The following is a 19,890-nucleotide window of genomic DNA, read 5'->3' as shown; positions in this document are numbered from 1 at the left end:
GGCACGAGGGACATGATCATGGGGCGGTTCGGACCAGAACCGCCCGATCAGGCATCCAAGCGCTTCGCCGCGGTGGCGATCCGCTCGTCGGTGGCCGTCATCGCGATGCGGACGTGGCGAGAGCCGTCAGGCCCGTAGAACGTGCCCGGCGCGGCCAGGATCCCTCGCTGCGCGAGCCACTCCACCGTCGCCCAGGCGTCCTCGCCCCGCGTCGACCACAGGTACAGCCCGGCCTGCGAGTGCTCGATGGTGAACCCGGCCGACTCCAGCGCGGGACGCAGCACCGCGCGGCGGGAGGCGTAGAGCTCGCGCTGAGCCGAGACGTGCTCGTCGTCGCGCAACGCGGCGGTGACCGCCTCCTGGACCGGGCGCGGAACGATCATCCCGGCGTGCTTGCGCAGCTCCAGGAGCCGCGCGACCAGCACCGGATCACCGGTGACGAACCCGGCCCGGTAGCCGGCCAGGTTCGACGACTTCGACAGCGAGTGCACGGCCAGCAGGCCGTCGCGCGCGGCGCCGACCGAGGGGTGCAGCACCGAGACCGGCTCGGCGTCCCAGCCCAGCGCCAGGTAGCACTCGTCGGAGGCCACCACGGCGCCCATGTCCTGCGCGGCGCGCACCATCCGGCCGAGCTCGTCGGCGGTGAGCACGCGTCCGGTCGGGTTGGACGGCGAGTTCAGCCACAGCAGCCTGGTGCCGGCGGGCGGCAGCTCGCCGGGGGCGAGCCGGACGACCTCGGCACCGGCGATCTTCGCGCCGACCTCGTAGGTCGGGTAGGCCAGGTCCGGGATGGCGACGACGTCGCCGGGCCGCACGCCCAGCAGCGTCGGCAGCCAGGCGACCAGTTCCTTGGAACCGATGGTCGGCAGCACCGCGTCCGGTTCCAGACCGGTGATGCCGTAGCGCCTGCGCAGCGACTCCACGGCCGCTTCGCGCAGGGCCGGTGTGCCGTGCGTGGCCGGGTAGCCCGGCACTTCCGCCACGGCCGACAGAGCTTCCTGGAGCTTCGCCGGAACCGGGTCGACCGGGGTGCCCACGGACAGATCGACGATGCCGTCCGGGTGGGCGTTGGCGGTCGCCTTGTGCGGTGCCAGCGAGTCCCAGGGGAAGTCAGGAAGCCGTGGCCCGGACGCGGCTGCGCCCGGGCCGGTCACGGAACTCATTCGCCCTGAGGCGGCAGGCTCGTGATGGGCTCGACGTCCTTGCTGACCTTGCCCACCTTCGCAGCTCCACCCGGCGAGCCGAGCTCGTCGAAGAAGTCCACGTTCGCCTTCGTGTAGGCGGCCCACTCGTCCGGCACGTCGTCTTCGTAGTAGATGGCCTCGACCGGGCAGACCGGCTCGCAGGCACCGCAGTCGACGCACTCATCGGGGTGGATGTAGAGCATCCGCCCGCCCTCGTAGATGCAGTCGACAGGGCACTCTTCGATGCATGCCTTGTCGAGCACGTCCACGCAGGGCTCGGCGATCACGTAGGTCACGGTTGCACTCCTGCTCGAAGCGTTGTCCAACGCACGCTCAGGCATCTCCTGGCGCGACTGCTGACAGTATCTCTCGGACCCCCCTGAGCGCGTAACTGGTCCCACAGCTCGGGAGTCCCATCGACTCTACGTCGCATGCGTTAACGGCGTAAACCGTTCTGGTGCAACCACTCCGCCCCCTTCCGGCCGATGCGCTTGAGGGACGAACGTTCCCCCAGGTAACCACCGACAACACCCACCACGGGGAGGTTCCCGAGGAGCTGGTGGTGCAGCCGTCCCTGGGGTCTCTTGTCGAGTTCGGAATCGAACTCCCACACCGCACGTGCCATGCGCCACACCGTGCGCACGACGGCCTTCACGGTCGCTTTACCATGCTTGCGCTTCGAGGCGTCGATGTCCTCGGTGAGCTCTTGCGTGCGCGCGTCGTCCTCGGCGGACCCCGCGGATCCTGCGGACCCGGAGGCCAGCTCGCGGCTGATCTTCCGGCCCAGCAGCACCTCGGCGATCAGCTGGACCTTGACGGCTGAATCGGTCACCCCGTGCTCGCCCGCGATCGCGCACAGCACCAGGCTCTGCCCGGTGATGCCCAGGGCGTTGCGCATCGGCAGCCGGGAGGTGATCGCCCCGCCGAACCGGGGCAGCCCGGCCGCCAGCGCCAGGAACCGGCCGACGCGCAGCGTCCACCAGTCGCAGCGCTCGTCGACGCTCATCGCGTCCCAGGTGGAGCTGCCGGGCAGCTGCATCGAGTCGAGCTGCCGCAGCAGCTTGTGGATCGCCCCGTCGCCCAGGGCGTCGATCTCCCGCCCGCGCAGCCGAACCGGGTCGGCTTCGCGCAGCGCGGCGAGCACGGGCGTCGCGGCCCGCACGAACGGCCGCAGCACGGCTGCGACGCGTTCATCGGTCAACACTTCGGCCATCGGTCCTCCCGGCTTCCATTCTGCCGAACCGAGGCCGACGACCGGGTGCGAGAACGCGGTGTTCGCCCACACGAAAACCGCCGTACTCCCCGGGGGGTCAGCGCGCGGGTTTGGCGAGGACGATGCCGAGCATCATGGCGCTGGGCAGGGCGCCTCCGGCGATGAGCAGCAGGGTGCGCCAGTCGCTGCCGAGCAGCACGACGTCACCGCCGGGCCCGAACACGCCGAAGACCAGCACCACCGCGAACCACAGCACCAGCGGTGCCCCAGCGACGCGGCGGCTCCGGGAGATCCGGCCGGCCTCGGCGACCAGCAGCGGAGTCGTCACGGCCGCCACGGCGGCGGTGATCGGGAACTGCACCGAGCCGATGTAGAGCGGCAGGTACAAGAGCTCCAGGATCGCCAGCAGGGCCGCGTCGAGCAGCAGGAAGCCGAACAGGATCATCTCCCGACGCGTCACCGGTCCCCCACCGGTTCGGTGCCGCTCACCCCGAGTCCGCCGAACAGGTCCGCCTCGCAGCCCTCGGACGGGCCGGTGGCCAGCACGTAGTGCTCGCTGCTCAGCACGGGGTGCGCCACGCCGTTGGACAGCGCGTAGGAGGCGACGCCGTCGCCGTTGCGCCACTGCTCGACCCAGACCTTGACCTGGGTGCCGTGCGCCCGCAGCGCGCTGATCTTGGCGGGCAGGTGCTCGGCGATGTCGATGACGGTGGTGATCGTCTCGTCGGCGACGCTGGCCAGCTCGTGCGGTTCGGGCAGGTCGAAGGGCAGATCTTCGGCGCGCGCGAGGTCGGCGAGACCCGCGGCCAGCGCATCGCGCGAGGGCACCGCGTAGAACAGCCTGTCCACGTCCGGGGCGCGGTCGACCGCGGCGCGCGTGATCTCGTGGGCGCGGACGTGGTCCGGGTGCCCGTAGCCGCCGTCCTCGGCGTAGGTCACGACGACCTGCGGCTTGACCTCGTCGAGGATGTCCGCCAGCGCCGCGACCTGCGGCTCGCGGTCGCCGATGGCGAAGGCGCGCGGATGGGCGTCGGGGCGGGAGGTCGCCTGACCGGGCTGCTCCCAGAGCATCCCGGAGTCGCGCCACCGGCCGACACCACCCAGGAACCGCTGGTCGGCGACCCGCAGCGCGGCGCAGGCCGAGCGGAGCTCACCGACCCGGTAGCCGCCGAGCTGGTCGGCCTGATCCGACACCAGCCCCTGCAAGCTCTCCGGGATGACCTCGCCTTCCTCGCCGAGGGTGCAGGTCACCACGTAGACCTGCACGCCGCGGGCGGCGTAGCGGGCGATCGTCCCGCCGGTCCACAGGGTCTCGTCGTCTGGATGCGCGTGTACCAGCAGCAACCGCGGTGGGGCCGTCAGCGTCACCGGTCCAGCCTAATCGGCACCCCTCAAGCGACCGCCAACGCCCACCCAACGTCAGGCAAGCACCGAAGGTGCTTCCTCAGTACCCCACCCGAGCAACCGGCACCGCCGCGGGTTCTGACACGTCTTCTGGGGAGGACAGCCGCAGCGCCGCGTATAGACATACTCAAGTCGCGGATCCCGGACCCAGAAGGCGTGTCAGGTTCCGCCACCCGCACCGCCCAGCAAAAAGGCCACGGCCTCTTCGAGAGAGAATTAATAGCCGTCGTTCTCAGCTGGTGTTCCGAGCCACTGGGCGGCCGTCGAGAACGGCCCGGCGAACCCGTTGCCCGCCTGGACGCCGGTGGCCTCGTTGCTCAGCGCCAGGACCTGCGCCTGCTGGTAGAGCGGCAACGCGATCGCGTCCCGCCACAGCACCGATTCGACGTTCGCCGACGCCTGCTGGAACGACATCCGGCCGGAGAGGGCCGCGTCGATCGTGGGCTGCAGGAGCTCGTCGCAGAAACCGGCCGCGTTGTAGGGCAGCGGCTGCTCGCTGTCCGGGTCCACACCCGGACAGCCGTAGGACGAGGTCATGGTGGCGGCCGGATCGCCGCCGGCCGGTCGCGGCGCCACCGCCATGTCGACGGTGCCCGAGGTGCCCGCCTCGGCGGAGTGCGGATCGGTGGCGAGCATGTCGCCGAAGAGCTGATCCCCGGTCGGCGTCACCACCGTGGCCTGGATGCCCTGCGCGCGGAGCTGCTGGGCGGAGGCTTCGGCGATGCTGATGTAGCCCTCGTGCTCGAAGGGCGCGGCGATCACCAGGTTCAGCGGACGTCCGTCGCGGATCCACGAACCGCCCGTGCGCTGGTACCCCGCCTCGGTCAGCAGCCGCTCGACCTGCGCCGGATCGGGACGCTTCGGCAGCGCCCCCGCCGGTTCGGTCGGCGTGTAGCCGTGCTCGGACGGCGCGAGGACCTGCGCGTGCGCCTGCAACTGCTCGCCGGGCCCGCCGCCGGTTCCCGCCTCGATCAGCGCGGGGCGGTCCAGCGCGGCCAGCACGGCCCGCCGGACCTTGACGTCGGCGAGCGCGCGGCTGTCCTGCCGCAGCAGCATCTCCATCGTCGCCGGGCGCGGAACGGTCATCATCTGCACCTGGTCGCCCAGGTCGCGCAGCGACCGCACGGTGCCGGCGTCGGCGCTGAACAGCGCCAGGTGGCTGTCTCCGCTGCGCAACGCCTCGACCTGGCGGGCCTTGTCGATGGCGCGCAGCACGATCCGATCGGACTGCGCGGGCGGACCCCAGTAGCGGTCGTTGCGCTCCAGGATGATCTCGCCGCGGTCCAGGTCGACCTGCCGGATCGCGAACGGCCCGCCCGAAGCCGGGTAGCCGTCGTCGAGGACGGTTCCCCAGCCGCGCGGCGCGGCGCGCAGCAGGTGCGCGGGCAGCAGGTTGTTGAACAGCGTCTGCCATCCCGCGAAGGGCTTGCTGAAGGTGACGTCGACGGTCTTGCCGCCCTGCCTGGAGGCGACGTCGTCGATCAGCCGGTAGCCGGCCGGGTCCGCCACTCCGGGCTGCGAACGGAGCTGTTCCCACAGGTAGACGAAGTCCTCGGCGGCGATCGGGGCGCCGTCGGACCAGCTGGCCTGCCGCTTGATCCGGTACCGGACGGTGAACTTCTCCGCGTCCGGGACGACCTCGGCGGACTCCATCAGGTTGGTGTCCAGCTGCAGCGCGCCGTCCTGGCCGGGCCGGAACACCGACGGCAGCATCAGCCCGGCGAGCGCGGAGCTCGTCGGCGACAGGTCGGCGAGCGTGTGCGGGTTGAAACCGCCCTCCAGCTCGTCGACGCCGACGACGACCTCGATCGGCATCGGCTGCGCAGGAGTGCTCGTGCTGGGTTCGCTGGTCGTCGGGCTCGGCTCCACCAATTGCGGTGGTGGAGCGTCCGTGCAGCCCGCGACCAGGCTGACGACGGTCACCAGCAGGGGAACCGCGCCCAGTGCGCGGCGTCGACCCTGGGTCACGCCGAACCTCCCCTCACATCGGCCGCCGGAGGATCACCCCGGGCCACGCGCCGCGGGTCCGGACGACACCGTCCGAACGCAGGACGCGCGAGAGCCCCCCATGGTTCCGCAAGCGATCCGATGATCGTCCCTGGGGTCCATCAGCGCCAGCCGCCACCACCATCTAGGCAGCGACAGCGCTGTCAGCCGAGCACAGAACCGTCAGGCAAGCGCCGAAGGCGCCCCTCCACCCCACCTGAGCAACTCGCACCGCCGGGGGTTCTGAGCGGCTTCGTGGCGAGCACGCCGCGACGCCGATGTCCACACCCCGGCTAAGCGGAATGCGTCAGGAGTGGCGCGCGGAGTCCACGAAGCCGCTCAGGTTCCCCCACCCGCACCGCTGAGCAACCCAGCCATGCGGGTCAGACAAAGATCAGCCGTTGTCGCGGGCCTTCTGGCGGGAGCGCTCGCGGCCTCGGGTGGTGCTGTCCAAGGTGATCTTCCGGACGCGGATGGCCTCCGGGCCGACCTCGACGCACTCGTCGCCGGAGCAGAACTCCAGGGCCTCCTCCAGCGAGAGGGTGCGCGGCTTGGCCAGCTTCTCCAGCTCATCGGCGGTCGAGGACCGCATGTTGGTGAGCTTCTTCTCCTTGGTGATGTTCACGTCGAGGTCCTCGGCGCGGGGGTTCTCGCCCACGACCATGCCCTCGTAGACCTCGCTGGTGGGCTGCACGAAGAACGAGCCGCGGTCGGCCAGCTGCAGCAGCGCGTAGTTGGTGGCCGGGCCGGACCGGTCGGCGACCAACGAGCCGCTGTGGCGGGTGCGCAGTTCGCCCACCCACGGGAAGTAGCCCTCGAAGACGTGGTTGGCGATGCCGGTGCCGCGCGTCTCGGTGAGGAACTCGGTGCGGAACCCGATCAGGCCGCGCGAGGGGATCACGTAGATCAGCTTGATGCGGCCGGTGCCGTGCCCGTCCATGGTCTCCATGCGGCCCTTGCGGCCGGCCAGCAGCTGCGTGACGGCGCCGAGGTGCTCCTCGGGGGCGTCGATGGTCAGCCGCTCGAACGGCTCGCACAGCTTGCCGTCGATGGTCTTGGTGACCACCTGCGGCTTGCCGACGGTGAGCTCGAAGCCCTCGCGGCGCATGTTCTCGACCAGGATGGCCAGCGCCAGCTCACCGCGGCCCTGGACCTCCCAGGCGTCGGGCTTCTCGGTCGGCAGCACCTTCATGCTGACGTTGCCGATCAGCTCGGCGTCCAGGCGCGCCTTGACCTGCCGGGCGGTGATCTTGGAGCCGCCGTTGCGACCGGTCAGCGGCGAGGTGTTGACGCCGATGGTCATCGAGATGGCCGGGTCGTCGACGGTGATCCGCGGCAGCGGCTTCGGGTTGTCCGGGTCGGTGAGGGTGTCACCGATGGTGATGTCCGGGACGCCGGCGATGGCCACCAGGTCACCCGCGGAGGCCTCCTCGGCGGGCACGCGGGTGAGGTTCTCGGTGATCAGCAGCTCGGTGAGGCGGACCTTCTCGACGCTGCCGTCCTCGCGGCACCAGCCGACGGTCTGGCCCTTGCGCATGGTGCCGGAGTGGATCCGGCACAGGCCGATGCGTCCCAGGAACGACGAGGCGTCGAGGTTGGTGACCAGGGCGCTCAGTGGCGAGTCGAAGTCGGCGACCGGTGCGGGCACGTGGTCCAGCAGGACCTTGAACAGCGAGTCCAGGTTCTCCTCGGCGGGCAGTTCGCCGTCGACGGGCTGCTCCATCGAGGCGCGGCCGGCGCGGGCGGAGGCGTAGACGACCGGCAGGTCGAGGATGGCCTCCATGTCCAGCTCGACCTCGCCGTCGAGCTCGCTGGCGAGCTCCAGCAGCAGGTCGTGGGCTTCTTCGACGACCTCGGCGCAGCGCGCGTCGGGGCGGTCGACCTTGTTGACGACCAGGATGACCGGCAGCTTCGCGGCCAGCGCCTTGCGCAGCACGAAGCGGGTCTGCGGCAGCGGGCCTTCGCTGGCGTCGACCAGCAGGGTCACGCCGTCGACCATCGACAGCGCGCGCTCCACCTCGCCGCCGAAGTCGGCGTGGCCGGGGGTGTCGACGACGTTGATGGTGACCGGACCGTCTTCGGTCTCGCGACGGATCGCGGTGTTCTTGGCCAGGATCGTGATGCCCTTCTCACGTTCCAGGTCGTTGGAGTCCATGACGCGGTCGACGAGCTCGGCGCGTTCGGAGAAGGCACCGGACTGGCGCAGCATCGCATCGACCAGGGTGGTCTTGCCGTGGTCGACGTGCGCGACGATGGCTACGTTGCGCAGATCACTGCGCGTGGGGGCGGCGACGCTGGTGGCGGACACGCGGGTACTCCATGGCTCGGCGCGGAAAGGTCGCGGCGGTTCGTCGATGTGATGCACCGCTGGGCGATGGCACCGGATGCGGATCTCCCCGCATGGCGCCTGCTGACTTCCAGGCACCGGCCGCGGCTCCACTGCGCCGCTGCTGCGGAGCTCATTTCGGGCGGCACCCCGCGGTTGCGGGGGCGCTACGTCGACACGCGGCCCCCTCCAGGGTAGTGCAAGCACATCGCGGACCGACGCGCACGTGCGCAGCGCAACAGCGAACAGTCGGCGAACATCAAGTTCGCCAGGTCGGGTTAGGTTCACCTACGCTCGGCCACAACCCCCGTCCCCAGCGCCGGAAAGAAGCACCGTGGGCAAAGGCACCATCAAGGTCAAGAAAAAATGTTGCCATTCGCAACCACCGTGCAAGAGCTGCCCCATCGTGGCTCTGCGCAAACTGCTCAAGGATCAGAAAGCGGCGGAGGTCAAAAAGGCTCAGAAGAAGGCCAAGAAAAAGGACGCGAAGTGACCCGGCCGCGGCGCCGGCGCCGCGGCCCGGGACAGGTCGGCCGCTACCGCTGAGCGACCGTGGTGAGCGGGTCCGCGTACGCGGCGAGCTCCGGGATCGTGCGCAGGGCCTGGAACTCGACGACCTCGTAGCGAACCAGCTTGTGCAGGGCGAACGGGTCGGTCGCCAGGATGGCGTCCAGCCTGCCGCGGGACATCGCACGAGCGATGATCACCGCCCCGTTGCGCGGGTGCCGGTGACCAGCGGCGATGAAGTCGCCTGCGTCGTAATGCTGGGTGACCCATTCGTAATGATCGACCAGTTGGGCGTCTATATCCGATTCTGGCGCGGTGTATTGCAGCAGCACTACAAACATTCTTTCAATGTAACTCCCCCACCTGGCGTTTGCCGATCAATTTCGCCCGTTGAATCCAACGAGAACAAGATCAAAAATCCGAAAATCGGACTCCCCGCCACACACCCCGCGAAACCCCTCACTCACTCAGCGCAACCACTTCCACGAAGGTCGGACCCGGGAACGGGTGGAACCCCTGGCGCCCGCTGATCACCACCGTGCAACTTGGCCGCATGGGTACTGTTGTGATGCACAGCGAAACCGAGTCCCAGGTCGTGAGGAGTGCCGCCGTGGCAGCACCGGCATTCGGCCCGGAAGGTCCGTTCGACCCGCTCGTCGACCTCGACGGGCTGTGGACGCCTGAGCTCGCCGACAGGTACCTGCCGATCCCGGGGATGCCCCCGGCCAAGTACGAGTGCCTGGACGGAAAGCTGATAGTGAGCCCCTACGAAGGTTCCGCGAACGTCTACGCGGCGGATGAGCTCCGCCTGCGGATGCGCGAACCCGCTCGCCAACTCGGCGGCGCTGCCTACACGACCTTGAACGTCGAGATGCCGTCGCTGTCGTCTCTGCGCTGGGTCCAACCGGGCTTTTCCGTGCTGCGGCGACCTGCCGCCGGACGCGTGTGGATCCCTGCCGAACAGGTGCTGCTCATCGGCGAGTGCGTGTCGAGGTCCAGTCGCCGCACCGACCACATCGACAAGCCTGCTGAGTACGGCAAGGTCGGCACCGTACTACATGAGAGTCAACATCTCCTACGAGCGCGAACGCGCTTGCGTAGAACTGCTGAAGCTGGTTGATGGCGAGTATCGCGATCACGCCAAAGCGCTCAACGGTCAGCGCTTCCAGACCGACCTGCCCTTCCCCCTGACCTTCGATCCCGCGGAACTACTCGAACTAGGCGCCGAGTAGTTCGCGCAAGGTGTGCAGGAGGACTCGGTCGGTTTCGAGCCAGTCGAGTGCGGGCAGCTCACCGGCGCTCACCCAGCGGACGTCGCGGTGCTCGACCGCCGTGGGCTGCTGGGCGGGGTCCTTGAGCTCCGCTGTGTGGATGCGCAGCAGCATGCCGTTGTCCAGGGGCACGTCGGTGCCGAGGCGGCCGGTGGGACGGACCTCGACGTCGAGCTCTTCGCGGCACTCGCGGACCACGGCGTCGGACTCGTCCTCGCCGGGTTCGACGCGCCCGCCCGGCAGCTCCCACTGACCGGCGTGCGAGGCCGGGTAGCCGCGCTGCTGAGCGAGCAAACGTCCCTCGTGCACGATCGCGGTCCCCACGACGATCTTCCGCACCGCCCAGGACTCCGCGAGTTCGCGGACGGCGCGGATGCGAGCGGCCAGCACGTCGAGCACCAACCGCCGGCCCACGGCCACGTCGCCGAGCCTGCCCAGCGGGCCGAACGGGCTCGTCCACCGCACCGAGTCGGTGAGCAGCGTGCGCGGGCCGACCTGGGCCAGGACCGCGTCGTGCCGCAGCTGTGCGAGCGGCCCGGCGACCAGCACCGAGCTCAACCGGTCGGCGTCGGCGCGAACGATGCGCGTGGTCAGGGTGAACGCGGAGAGCCGGAACGCGAGTTCATCGCCGGGCACCAGCAGCGAATCCGGGCTGGTCAGCGACCGGCCGCGAATGCCGAGGTCGGCCAACCCCGTCTCAGCCGTCCGGGTGTGCCGCAGCGCGGCCCCCACGGTGGCCAGTGGTGCCTCGATCAGACCGGTACTCCGCAGAACCGCCACGTTCACGAATCTTGCCCGACGTCAGCGCGCGGCCGGCCAGCGGACCTCGATGCGCGCACCGCCCGAGGGCGCCTCGCCGGCGCGCACCGATCCGCCGCGCCTGCGCACGGCCTCGGCCGCCAGCGCCAGGCCGAGCCCGGCACCGCCGGTGCTGCGGGCCCGGTCCGGTTCGACGCGGTAGAAGCGGTCGAACACGCGCGGCCGGTGCTCGGCCGGGATGCCGGGACCGTCGTCGTCGACCAGCAGTCGCACGCCCATTCCCGGCTCGGCCTGCACCGACACCCGCACCGACGTCCTGGTGTAGCGCTGGGCGTTGCCGATGATGTTCTCCAGCACCGTCGAGACCTCGGCGGGCGCGGCCAGCACGAGCACCGGGTCCTCGGGCACGTCCAGTTCGACGTCGCTGCCGAGCCGTTCGGCCGCCGTGCGCGCTGCCGCAGCCAGGTCCACCGGCCGGGTCGGTTCGACCTCGCGCTCCGCGCGGGCGAGCGCGAGCAGGCTCTCCACCAGAGTGGACAGCCGCTGCGCTTCGAGGGCGATGTCCTGCAGCGTCTCGTGGGCGATGTCCGGGTCGGGGTGCATGACCGCGACCTCGGCCTGGGCGCGGATGGAGGCGACGGGGTTGCGCAGCTCGTGGGCCGCGTCGCCGGTGAACCGGCGCAGCCGTTCGGTGTCGGCGTCGCGGCGGGCGAGCATCGCGTTGAGCTCTTCGGCCAGCGCCCGGATCTCGTCGGCGGCCTCGGGGACCGGGAGCCGCTCGCCTTCGGGCAGGCCGGCGGCGGCGCTGCGGATCCGGTCGACCGGCCGCAGCGACCGGTGCACGACCAGCCAGGTCGCGAAGCCGACCAGGGCCGCTGCCAGCACCGATCCGAAGCTGAGCAGCTTCCCGGTGCGCCCGGCGGTGTCGGCGAAGCCGACCAGGCGGGCTTCGGCGGCCACCAGCAGGTGCCGGCCGCCGGGGTCGGTGACCGGGACGCCTCGCCAGCGGTGCAGCTCGGCGGGTGCCTCGAAGTCGAGCACGCCGCTTCCCGCGCTCAGCTCGGCGATCTGCCACTCGCTCAGGTTGGCGCTGGGCAAGCCGTCGACCGGCTCCCCGTTCTCGCCGAGCACGCGCACGTCGGGCCGGCCGACGACGGGCGAACCGGCGGCGACGTGGCTCGCGGTGCCGCCCGCGATGCGCTTGAGGTCCGCGTCGACGGAGTCGATCAGCAGCCAGCTGACGATCCCTGCCCCGGCGTGCGCGACCACTCCGAGACCGATCAACGCGACGACTGTGGCCACGACGCTGGTGCGGAACTGGATGGTGCGGCGCTGCCACCAGCCGCGCAGCCTCCTGATCATGCTTCGGCGCACACGCGGTAGCCCTGCCCGCGCACGGTCTGCACCAGCTCCCCGGCCCCCACGGCGGTGAGCTTGCGGCGCAGGTAGCCGACGTAGACCTCGACGACGTTGCGGGTGACGAACTGCTCCTCGCCCCACACCATGCGCAGCAGGTCGTCCTTGGGCACCACCGACTCGGGGTGGCTGGCGAGCGCGACGAGCAGCCCGAACTCGCGCGGCGAGAGCGTGACGGGTTGGCCGTCCCAGTGCACCTCGCGGTTGCTGCGGTCGATCTCCAGCGCCCCGACCCGCAGGCACGCCTGCTGGCTCGCGTTGTCGCGCCGCCGCAGCAGCGCCCGCACCTGAGCCACGAGCACCAGGAAGGAGAAGGGCTTGACCAGGTAGCCGTCGGCTCCGAGATCGAGCCCGTCGGCCTGGTCGACCTCGCCGCTCTTGGCCGAGATCAGCAGCACCGGCGTGGTCACGTCCTGCTCGCGCATCCGCTCCAGCACCCGGTAACCGGACATGCCGGGCAGCATGACGTCGAGCAGCACGACGTCGAAGGCACCGGTCATGGCCAGGCGCAGCGCTTCGGGCCCGTCGGCGGCGACGCTGACCTCCATGCCTTCCGCGGACAACCCGCGGCGCAGCGCGGTCCGCACTCCCGGCTCGTCGTCGACCACCAGAACCCGAGGCAACATGGTGACCAGCATGCCGACCGCCACCCGCCGCGAGCATCCGGTCTCAGCGCCTTCTCACAGTGATCGGACCAATTCTCAGCTCGATCTCAGACTGGGCACGTCGCAGGCGGTCGATTCGCTCTCACTCGGGCACCATGAGGACATGACCGAACTCCTCACCGACGCGCAGATCGCCGAGGCGCTGGAACACCTGCCGGAGTGGCACCGGGACGGCGACAACATCGTCCGCGTGGTCGACTTCCCCGGGTTTCCGCAGGCCATCCAGGCTGTCATGCGCATCGCCGAGATCGCCGAGAACGAGAACCACCACCCCGACATCGACATCCGCTTCAACAAGGTGACGTTCTACCTGTCGACGCACTTCAAGGGCGGCATCACGAGCAACGACACGTCGCTGGCGCAGGAGATCGACAGCGTCGTGGAGCAGTTCGGGTAGGCCTGAACGGCCTGCCTAGCCCTCGACCAGGTCGGCGACTTCGAAGGCGCAGCCCCAGGACAGGCCGACGCCGCAGCCGGCGTGGCCGTAGTCGTGGATGATGCGGGCGCCCTCGTAGTGCTCGACGTCGACCCGCACCGAGTCGCGGCCCGGCCGCAGCCCGACGGTCTCCTCCAGCACCTCGGCGTCGGCGAGCCGCGGTTCGAGCTGGGCGACGCGGCGGCGGATCCGCGCGCTGACCTCGGCTCGCGGTGTCCGCCGCCAGTCGTGGTCCACGGCGATGCCGCCGAGCACCACCCGATCGCCGTGCGGCATCCACGACGTGAACTCGCCGCCCTCGCTGAGCTCGATGAAGTACTCGTCGATGCCGGGGTTGCGCACCACGACGTGCTGGCCGAGCACCGGGTGCACCCCGGGGTCGCCGACGAGTTCGTGCGCTCCGACGCCGGTGCAGTTGACGACGATGTCCGATTCGGCGGCGGCGTCGGCCAGCGACGGCACGGACGCCAGCAGGATCTCGCCACCGGCCGCCTGGAACCGGGCCAGGAGGTAGTCGAGGTAGCGGGGCATGTCGATCAGCGGGACCGTGCCCCGGTAGCCCCAGACGAAGCCCTCGGGCAGCTCCTGCTCGCCGCATCGATGCAGGTCGGGGATCAGCTTGGTTTCCGGCGGGACGACGTCGCCGAGATCGAACCGAGCAGCCATCCGGCCGGGGGCCAGGTGCACGCCGGAGTCCTCGTCGCGCGCCAGCGCGGTGAACTCGGCGTGCGAGAGGGTCGCCCAGTAGAGCACTCGTTCCGGTGGTTTGAGCCGCGCCGGGCCCCACATCGCCCCGGCGACCGCCGAGGTCGTCTCGCGGGGCCGCTCAGCGGTGCGGATCCGCACTTGCCGACCCGCTTCGGCCAGCACGACCCCGCAGGTCAGGCCGTGCACGCCCGCGCCGATCACGAGTACCGGACTCACCCGTCCGACGCTAGCAGTCCCGTGGTGGGACGGAACCCCGAAAGGCCCCGGGTTCACCCGGCCGCCGGTCAGCCGTCGTAGTCGCGGAGGTGGTCGGCCAGTTCGGTCAGCACGTCGGCCAGCCTGTGTCGTTCGCTCCGGGAGACCTCGCCCCTGGGCAGCCGGAAGGCCACCCGGTCGAGCTCCCACTGGGCTTCCCGCAGCACCACGGCGAAGTTCGCCGAACGGCACATCGGCCTGCCGATCCTCCGGTTCTCCTCGATCATCACCGCTCCCCACCCCAACGTCGGTCGTACCACGATGCTGCAGGTCAGCAGGGGTGCTGCGGCAGAGGTGAAGAACGTTCCCGCGCTGAGTAGATGTACGCCGAGCTCTCCCCCGATTCCGCCCAACCCGGACGGAGCAGAGCGGGCAGAGCCACGGTTTCGCCGCAGTCCGAGCCCGTGCTCATGGCTCAGCGGAGGCCGTGTTCGTGGAGGGTTTCGGTGAGGATGCGGATGGCTTTCGGGCCCACTCCGTGCAGTGCGAGGAGATCTTCGTCGGTCCAGGTGGCGAGCTGGGCGAGCGTGGTGACTCCGGCGCCGTGCAGGGCTCTCGTCGCGGGACGGCCGATCGACGTGGGCAGGTCCGAGTCGGCGGGATCAGCTTGCTGTGCCCGAACCAGGCTCTCGGGCGCGCGGCAACTCCAGGCCAGGCGGATCAGCTCGTTGAGGTCCTTGCCGTTGATCTCCGCCAGCGGCACGGCGATCCCGAACGGCTCGCCCGCCCGCGCCAACCGCTCCCCCGGAACCTTCGCCAGGAACGCCTCGGCGTCCTCGTCGGTGAGCCACACCTGAACGACGCCTTCTCCGGTCAGCGACGCGAAACCCTTGCCCCGCACCGAGAACGACAGCGTTCCGAGGTGGCTCCGCTCCTCCACCTGGGGCAACCCCAAGGCCGCCTTCCGCAACTGCGTCTTCGACGTCATCGCCCCTCCCGCGCTCCAAGCACGTCCTAGGAGAACACACCGCAGCAGCGGGAACGGCCGCCAGTGATCCCCCGTGCGGCGAGGGCCTGGCCAGGGCTTCAGGGTCGCTTCGGAGAGGACCCCGGGACCGCTGGAGCGGCGTGGCCGCCCCTCCCGGTGGCTCGGCAACGGGGTGACCTGCGGCTTCGCCTGGCCAGTGTGGTGCGCGCCGGTCTCGCATACTCGTGGGATGGGTCCACGACGGCGAGGACGGTTTTCCCTGCTGGGACGCCTCTACGCACTCGTCGGGGCACTGATGGTGGTGACCGTGGTGATCACCGGCGGGATGTTCGCCCTGCGACAGCGGGTCGAGGACTCGACGACGAAACTGATCACCAAGGTCGTGCCCGCGCAGAACGGCACCGCCAACCTGGTCACCACCTACGCCCAGCAGGAGAACCGCGTGCGGGCGTTCCTGCTGACCGATGACCCGGCCTTCCTCCAGGCGTACGCAGCCGACCAGGCCAACGCCGCCCAGTTCCACGACACCGTGGGGCGTCGACTCGCCGACGACCCCGAGGTGCAGGACCTGCTGAACCAGGTCGACGCGGCCGCGCAGGAATGGCGGCACGAATCCGTCGAGCCGCTGATCGCGCGAAGCCGCAGTCCGGGTCCGCTGAACCTCTCGACTCCCGAGAAGGAGTCCGAACAGCAGCACGCCGCCGTGCTGCGGGGCGAGCTGAAGGAGCTGAGCACCCGAGTCGACGCGATCGAAGCGGCGGAAGAAGCCCGAGCCGCGGCGGCGCGCACGGCCGCGAACTGGCTCACGCTGGCGCTCGCCCTGGTCGGCCTCATCTCCTGGGCGACGGCGATCCTGCTGCTCCGCAACTCGCTCACCCGCCCGCTGCGCACACTCGTGTCGCAGGTCAACCAGGTGTCGGAGGGCGATCTCGACCGCCCCGTCCACGAGGCCGGCCCGCCCGAGTTGACCGCGGTCGCGCGTGCGGTGGAGACGATGCGCGCGCGCATCCTGAGCGAAACCCGCCACATCGCGCGGATGCAGCAGGAGCTGGCTCGCCACGAGAAGGCGGAGCGGCACCGGGCGGAGCAGGACTTCTCGACGGTGGTCGACACGCTCGACGAAGGCGTCGTCGTGCTCGGCTCCGCGGGCATCATCGAGTCGGCCAACCCGGCTGCTCGACGCGTGCTCGGCGCACGCGAATCGGAGATCGTCGGTTCCGTGCTGGCCTCCTGGCGCCTGTACGACGAATCCGGGGCAGCGCTGCGGCTGGAGGGTCGCGTACCGGTGTTGAACTCCCAGGTGGTCCGCCTCGAACGAACCGACGGCCGCATCGCTTGGTTGGCGGTCACCTCTCGCTCGTTGAACACCGCGACGGGAACGCCTTCCAAGGTCGTCGTGTCGTTCACCGACATCACCGAGCGGCGCGCCGCCCAGAACCGCTTGGAGCACGAGGCCACCCACGATCCGCTGACCGGCCTGGCCAACCGCACGCTGGTGCTCCGGCACCTGGAGCAGGCGCGACACCAAGAGCAGCCGATGGCCGTGCTGTTCCTCGACCTGGACAACTTCAAGATCATCAACGACTCGCTCGGGCATGGCGTCGGCGACGCCGTCCTGGACCACGCCGGGCAGCGGCTGGTGCGCGCGACGCCTCCGAATGGCCTGGTCGGTCGACTAGGCGGCGACGAATTCGTGGTCCTCGTCAACGACGAGAGCGATCACCACGCGCTCGCCGAGCGCTGCACGCGCCTGCTCGACGCCCTGACCGAACCGATCCGAATGCAGGGCAGAGCGCTGCACGTCAACGGCAGCATCGGGATAGTCGTGGCCCTGCCCGGCGATGACCGATCCGGTGAGGACCTCCTGCGCGATGCCGACGTGGCCATGTACCAGGCCAAGACTCGGGGTGGCGGGCGCCACGCGTTCTTCGACGTGGTGCTCCGCAAGCGCGTGCAGCGGCACATGGATCTGGAGCAGGACCTCCGCCACGCCGCGGGACGGGACCAGCTCTGGGTGGCCTACCAGCCCGTCGCCGATCTGCGCACCGATCGCACCGTGGCCGCGGAGGGATTGCTGCGGTGGCGCCACCCGGTCCACGGCCCGATCTCACCCGCCGAGTTCATCCCGGTGGCCGAGGAGAGCAACCTGATCAACTCCATCGGCGCCCACATGCTGCGCTCGGCGACCCGCGAACTCGCCACCGAGCGCGAGCGACATCGACTCGACCTGACGCTCAACGCCAACCTCTCGCCGCGCCAGCTCGACGACCCCGGCCTGCCGAGCCTCGTGCAGCACGCCCTCGCGGATTCGGGCCTGCCCGCCCACGCCCTGTGCCTGGAGATCACCGAGGAGGCGATCATGCACGACCCGACCGCGGCAGCGCGCGTGCTGGAAACCTTGCGCGAGTTGGGCGTGACACTGGCGATCGACGACTTCGGCACCGGCTATTCGTCCTTGGCCCAGCTCCGCCGGCTCCCGCTGGACACCCTCAAGATCGACCGATCCTTCATCACCGACCTGAGCGACTCGGAGGAGCTCCAGGTCATCGTCACCAGCATCATCACCATGGCCCACGCGATCGGCCTCGACGTCGTGGCCGAAGGCGTCGAGACGGCGCAGCAGCTCGACTTCCTCCGCGACATCGGCTGCGACCACGTCCAGGGCTACTACCTCAGCAAACCCGTCTCCCTCGACGAACTGCTGACGTCCGCGCTCACACTCCCCACGGGCTGACGCCGACTCCACCAAGCCGCGAGGACGTGCGGGTGAGCGATCTCGACGTGGCAGGTCATGGCGTCGAGCCCCATCGTGTCGAGGTCGACGAGAACACGTCCGCAGCGAAGGCCACCGACCGGGCACATCCACCACTCGCGGTCGTCGAGAACCGTGAGCTCCAGGTCGATCATGAACCCGCCCACCGCGATAGCCGCCATGGCCGAATATTAGATAGCACTAGATAGCTACGGCTAGTATCGGCGCGGCCTAGTTAGCTCTATGGGATTAACGTCGCGGTATGAGTTGGGAGAGCCGCGCTGATCGTGTCGACCACGAGTCGCCCGAGTACGTCTGGCAGCAGATCGCCGACGACCTCCGCGCCGACATCGAGTCCGGTGAGCTGTCGGCCGGGTCCAGGCTCCCCAGCGGCCCCGAACTCGGCGAGATCTACGGCGTCGCCCGCCTGACCGCGATCAAAGCGGTGAACGCGCTCCGGGACGAAGGCCTGCTCAAGGTCCTCTCCGGAAAAGGGACGTTCGTCGTCCCGAAGAAGTCGTAGGCGATGAGCTCGACTCAGTCGCCGGTGTAGTTCTCCGGGCCGATCTCGGTGACGGCCGCATCCGCCGCAGCGTCGGTGGCGGTCTCCGTGTCGGGAGACGAGCTCAGGTTCACGTACAGGGCGACGGCGTGGACGACGTACCGGTGGTCGTAGCTGACGTAGCTCTCGGTCCGCGCCCGCTCGTAGCCGTCGCAGGCGTCGCTCCCGCGCCCCTCGTTCGGGCACCAGATGCCGAAGTCCCACGAGCCTCCGGCGACGATGCGCTCCTTGACCGCCTTGGCCGTCGAGGTGTCGTCGAAGCGGATGACCTGGACCGACACGAGCACGTCGGCGTCCTCCGAGACGTCGCCCGATTTCAGGTAGTTCCCGGTGACGGTCAGATCGCAGTCGTAGCCGCTCAGCACTCGCCGGACGTCGTCGGACATGTGAGAAGCGTCCGTGCAGCCGTGCACCCCCGATGCGACGCGGGTGTAGCCGACCCCGCGATCGTCCTCGAAGTCGTCGGGCAGCAGAGCAGCGGTCGTGAACGGGGTTTCGTCGGTTGCCTCCTCGTCCGGCGATGCGGTCTTCGTCGGCTCGGTCGTGTAGGTGCGCGTCGGCTCGTAGGTGGAGCTCGGCTCGTCGTCCTCGCTGGTCACCGAGGCTCTCGACGGCTCGGCGGACGAGGAGGGGCTACCGCCCAGAGCGTTGTCGAGCGCGTTGCCCAGCTGCCCGATGTTGGAGAACCCCAGGAAGCCGAGGAGGGCCACCACCGAGCCCACGGCTCCGATGATCGCGACCCACCTGGGCGTGTCAGAACCTTTCGATCCCGACCGCTCGCCGTCATCGCCCTCCGGCAACGCCCCGCACCCCCGCCCAGCCAAAACCGATGGCACACCGCCGTTCTCGGCAGGAGGCTAGAGCAACTCAGGGACGAAAACAGGCGTTTCCCCCAAGATCAGCCACTCGGAGGCTCCCACGACGCAGGACCGGACCGATCCGGCCTGAGCAACCTTCGTGCCGACATCGAGTCCGGTGAGCTGTCGGTCGGCTCCCGGCTGCCCAGCGACCCCGAACTCGGTGAGATCTACGGTGTCGCCCGCCTGACCGCGATCAAAGCGGTGAACGCGCTCCGCGGCGAAGGTCTGCTCAAGGTCCTCTCCGGGAAGGGAACGTTCGTCTCCCCGAAGAAGTCGTAGCCGCGCGGCCCTCGTTCGCGGACCTGGCACGGAGTCCGGCGTGATGCCCGACCAGAGCGAGCTATTCGGCCCTGGTGAACGTCCACAGCAGGAAGTAGACGATCACGCCGGCGCCCCCGGCACCGGCGGCCAGCACGAACAGGAGCCGCACCAAGCTCCTCGGCAGCCCTAGTCCGTCGGCGACCCCAGCGCACACGCCGACGATCCAGGAGCCCCGCTTGGGGCGGGTGAAGCGTTCAGCCATGCCCACACCATAGGGGGATGCCGCTGATCTCGATCACCACCCGCTCCAGAGCGGGGCGACCAGGGCAGAGCAGACGTTGAAGCGGAACTACTACCAGCGGATTCGCTACCAGCAACTTCAAGCTCGAACACTGTC

At 69.9% G+C, this 19,890-nt stretch carries 22 protein-coding genes; 6 read left to right on the top strand and 16 right to left on the bottom strand.

Annotated features, from left to right (window positions below):
- Positions 1–47: 47 nt before the first annotated feature.
- The 7 genes from dapC to typA form a co-directional block, all read right to left on the bottom strand.
- Positions 48–1,163, bottom strand: coding sequence for a succinyldiaminopimelate transaminase (gene dapC, locus AB0J78_RS15045; RefSeq protein WP_363789495.1), 1,116 nt, complete (start codon positions 1,161–1,163; stop codon positions 48–50).
- On the bottom strand, positions 1,160–1,480 hold the full coding sequence (gene fdxA / locus AB0J78_RS15040; RefSeq protein ID WP_363789494.1) for a ferredoxin: 321 nt from the start codon (positions 1,478–1,480) through the stop codon (positions 1,160–1,162). Before fdxA ends, dapC begins: the two co-directional genes overlap by 4 nt.
- A 140-nt stretch (positions 1,481–1,620) precedes the next feature.
- Positions 1,621–2,397 (bottom strand): hypothetical protein, encoded by a 777-nt coding sequence (locus AB0J78_RS15035; RefSeq protein ID WP_363789493.1) that lies wholly within the window; start codon positions 2,395–2,397, stop codon positions 1,621–1,623.
- A gap of 97 nt (positions 2,398–2,494) precedes the next feature.
- On the bottom strand, positions 2,495–2,857 hold the full coding sequence (locus tag AB0J78_RS15030; RefSeq protein WP_363789492.1) for a hypothetical protein: 363 nt from the start codon (positions 2,855–2,857) through the stop codon (positions 2,495–2,497).
- The gene (gene mshB / locus AB0J78_RS15025) at positions 2,854–3,765 is read right to left on the bottom strand and encodes an N-acetyl-1-D-myo-inositol-2-amino-2-deoxy-alpha-D-glucopyranoside deacetylase (protein WP_363789491.1); all 912 of its coding nucleotides are present in this window, start codon (positions 3,763–3,765) and stop codon (positions 2,854–2,856) included. Before mshB ends, AB0J78_RS15030 begins: the two co-directional genes overlap by 4 nt.
- A gap of 252 nt (positions 3,766–4,017) precedes the next feature.
- Positions 4,018–5,769 (bottom strand): ABC transporter family substrate-binding protein, encoded by a 1,752-nt coding sequence (locus tag AB0J78_RS15020; RefSeq protein WP_363789489.1) that lies wholly within the window; start codon positions 5,767–5,769, stop codon positions 4,018–4,020.
- Between the two features lie 412 nt (positions 5,770–6,181).
- A complete protein-coding gene (gene typA, locus AB0J78_RS15015) occupies positions 6,182–8,095 on the bottom strand; it encodes a translational GTPase TypA (RefSeq protein WP_363789488.1) in 1,914 nt (637 codons plus the stop codon).
- A 352-nt stretch (positions 8,096–8,447) separates the two neighbouring features.
- Between typA and AB0J78_RS15010 the strand changes: the two genes are divergently transcribed.
- Positions 8,448–8,606, top strand: a complete 159-nt coding sequence (locus AB0J78_RS15010; protein ID WP_165943908.1) for a hypothetical protein — start codon at positions 8,448–8,450, stop codon at positions 8,604–8,606.
- Positions 8,607–8,649: 43 nt separating this feature from the next.
- Here the strand turns inward: AB0J78_RS15010 and AB0J78_RS15005 are convergent, their stop codons facing one another.
- Positions 8,650–8,961 (bottom strand): YciI family protein, encoded by a 312-nt coding sequence (locus tag AB0J78_RS15005; RefSeq protein WP_132678267.1) that lies wholly within the window; start codon positions 8,959–8,961, stop codon positions 8,650–8,652.
- A gap of 269 nt (positions 8,962–9,230) precedes the next feature.
- Between AB0J78_RS15005 and AB0J78_RS15000 the strand changes: the two genes are divergently transcribed.
- Positions 9,231–9,740 (top strand): Uma2 family endonuclease, encoded by a 510-nt coding sequence (locus AB0J78_RS15000; RefSeq protein ID WP_363789487.1) that lies wholly within the window; start codon positions 9,231–9,233, stop codon positions 9,738–9,740.
- A gap of 97 nt (positions 9,741–9,837) precedes the next feature.
- On the opposite strand, the gene AB0J78_RS14995 is transcribed toward AB0J78_RS15000, so the two are convergent.
- The 3 genes from AB0J78_RS14995 to AB0J78_RS14985 are packed head-to-tail and all read right to left on the bottom strand — an operon-like array spanning position 9,838 to position 12,692.
- Positions 9,838–10,671: an NUDIX domain-containing protein gene (locus tag AB0J78_RS14995; RefSeq protein ID WP_363789485.1), complete on the bottom strand. Its 834-nt coding sequence runs from the start codon at positions 10,669–10,671 to the stop codon at positions 9,838–9,840.
- Between the two features lie 21 nt (positions 10,672–10,692).
- The gene (locus AB0J78_RS14990) at positions 10,693–12,012 is read right to left on the bottom strand and encodes a HAMP domain-containing sensor histidine kinase (protein ID WP_363789484.1); all 1,320 of its coding nucleotides are present in this window, start codon (positions 12,010–12,012) and stop codon (positions 10,693–10,695) included.
- On the bottom strand, positions 12,009–12,692 hold the full coding sequence (locus AB0J78_RS14985; RefSeq protein ID WP_132619623.1) for a response regulator transcription factor: 684 nt from the start codon (positions 12,690–12,692) through the stop codon (positions 12,009–12,011). Before AB0J78_RS14985 ends, AB0J78_RS14990 begins: the two co-directional genes overlap by 4 nt.
- 142 nt (positions 12,693–12,834) lie before the next feature.
- Between AB0J78_RS14985 and AB0J78_RS14980 the strand changes: the two genes are divergently transcribed.
- The gene (locus AB0J78_RS14980) at positions 12,835–13,128 is read left to right on the top strand and encodes a 4a-hydroxytetrahydrobiopterin dehydratase (protein ID WP_363789483.1); all 294 of its coding nucleotides are present in this window, start codon (positions 12,835–12,837) and stop codon (positions 13,126–13,128) included.
- Positions 13,129–13,143: 15 nt separating this feature from the next.
- Here the strand turns inward: AB0J78_RS14980 and AB0J78_RS14975 are convergent, their stop codons facing one another.
- The 3 genes from AB0J78_RS14975 to AB0J78_RS14965 all read right to left on the bottom strand — a co-directional run bounded on the left by AB0J78_RS14975 (position 13,144) and on the right by AB0J78_RS14965 (position 15,058).
- Positions 13,144–14,091, bottom strand: a complete 948-nt coding sequence (locus AB0J78_RS14975) for an FAD-dependent oxidoreductase (RefSeq protein WP_363789482.1) — start codon at positions 14,089–14,091, stop codon at positions 13,144–13,146.
- 68 nt (positions 14,092–14,159) lie between these two features.
- The gene (locus tag AB0J78_RS14970) at positions 14,160–14,357 is read right to left on the bottom strand and encodes a hypothetical protein (protein WP_363789481.1); all 198 of its coding nucleotides are present in this window, start codon (positions 14,355–14,357) and stop codon (positions 14,160–14,162) included.
- Positions 14,358–14,545: 188 nt separating this feature from the next.
- Positions 14,546–15,058 carry a hypothetical protein gene (locus AB0J78_RS14965; protein WP_363789480.1) on the bottom strand — a complete coding sequence of 171 codons (513 nt, stop codon included), beginning with the start codon at positions 15,056–15,058 and terminating at the stop codon, positions 14,546–14,548.
- 229 nt (positions 15,059–15,287) lie between these two features.
- Between AB0J78_RS14965 and AB0J78_RS14960 the strand changes: the two genes are divergently transcribed.
- Positions 15,288–17,792, top strand: a complete 2,505-nt coding sequence (locus AB0J78_RS14960) for an EAL domain-containing protein (RefSeq protein WP_363789479.1) — start codon at positions 15,288–15,290, stop codon at positions 17,790–17,792.
- Between the two features lie 280 nt (positions 17,793–18,072).
- Positions 18,073–18,333 (top strand): GntR family transcriptional regulator, encoded by a 261-nt coding sequence (locus AB0J78_RS14955; protein WP_132678250.1) that lies wholly within the window; start codon positions 18,073–18,075, stop codon positions 18,331–18,333.
- Positions 18,334–18,347: 14 nt separating this feature from the next.
- On the opposite strand, the gene AB0J78_RS14950 is transcribed toward AB0J78_RS14955, so the two are convergent.
- A complete protein-coding gene (locus AB0J78_RS14950; RefSeq protein WP_363789760.1) occupies positions 18,348–19,094 on the bottom strand; it encodes a hypothetical protein in 747 nt (248 codons plus the stop codon).
- Between AB0J78_RS14950 and AB0J78_RS14945 the strand changes: the two genes are divergently transcribed.
- Positions 19,041–19,511, top strand: coding sequence for a GntR family transcriptional regulator (locus tag AB0J78_RS14945; protein ID WP_363789749.1), 471 nt, complete (start codon positions 19,041–19,043; stop codon positions 19,509–19,511). The genes AB0J78_RS14950 and AB0J78_RS14945 overlap by 54 nt on opposite strands.
- A 61-nt stretch (positions 19,512–19,572) precedes the next feature.
- Here the strand turns inward: AB0J78_RS14945 and AB0J78_RS14940 are convergent, their stop codons facing one another.
- Complete coding sequence (locus tag AB0J78_RS14940; RefSeq protein ID WP_363789478.1) at positions 19,573–19,755, bottom strand: PspC domain-containing protein; 183 nt, start codon at positions 19,753–19,755, stop codon at positions 19,573–19,575.
- Between the last annotated feature and the right edge of the window lie 135 nt (positions 19,756–19,890).

The sequence above is a fragment of the Saccharopolyspora sp. NPDC049426 genome (genome assembly GCF_040676935.1).
Classification (GTDB): domain Bacteria; phylum Actinomycetota; class Actinomycetes; order Mycobacteriales; family Pseudonocardiaceae; genus Saccharopolyspora.
Note: the sequence above shows the minus strand (reverse complement) of the source record. Positions and strands in the feature narration are given on the sequence as shown.

Bases quoted from the DNA above. Each gene is read 5' to 3' on its own strand.
- dapC (WP_363789495.1), bottom strand. From the start codon at position 1,163: ATGAGTTCCGTGACCGGCCCGGGCGCAGCCGCGTCCGGGCCACGGCTT.
- AB0J78_RS15035 (WP_363789493.1), bottom strand. From the start codon at position 2,397: ATGGCCGAAGTGTTGACCGATGAACGCGTCGCAGCCGTGCTGCGGCCG.
- AB0J78_RS15005 (WP_132678267.1), bottom strand. From the start codon at position 8,961: ATGTTTGTAGTGCTGCTGCAATACACCGCGCCAGAATCGGATATAGAC.
- AB0J78_RS14990 (WP_363789484.1), bottom strand. From the start codon at position 12,012: ATGATCAGGAGGCTGCGCGGCTGGTGGCAGCGCCGCACCATCCAGTTC.
- AB0J78_RS14985 (WP_132619623.1), bottom strand. From the start codon at position 12,692: ATGTTGCCTCGGGTTCTGGTGGTCGACGACGAGCCGGGAGTGCGGACC.
- AB0J78_RS14980 (WP_363789483.1), top strand. From the start codon at position 12,835: ATGACCGAACTCCTCACCGACGCGCAGATCGCCGAGGCGCTGGAACAC.
- AB0J78_RS14970 (WP_363789481.1), bottom strand. From the start codon at position 14,357: ATGATCGAGGAGAACCGGAGGATCGGCAGGCCGATGTGCCGTTCGGCG.
- AB0J78_RS14965 (WP_363789480.1), bottom strand. From the start codon at position 15,058: ATGACGTCGAAGACGCAGTTGCGGAAGGCGGCCTTGGGGTTGCCCCAG.
- AB0J78_RS14960 (WP_363789479.1), top strand. From the start codon at position 15,288: ATGGGTCCACGACGGCGAGGACGGTTTTCCCTGCTGGGACGCCTCTAC.
- AB0J78_RS14955 (WP_132678250.1), top strand. From the start codon at position 18,073: ATGAGTTGGGAGAGCCGCGCTGATCGTGTCGACCACGAGTCGCCCGAG.
- AB0J78_RS14940 (WP_363789478.1), bottom strand. From the start codon at position 19,755: ATGGCTGAACGCTTCACCCGCCCCAAGCGGGGCTCCTGGATCGTCGGC.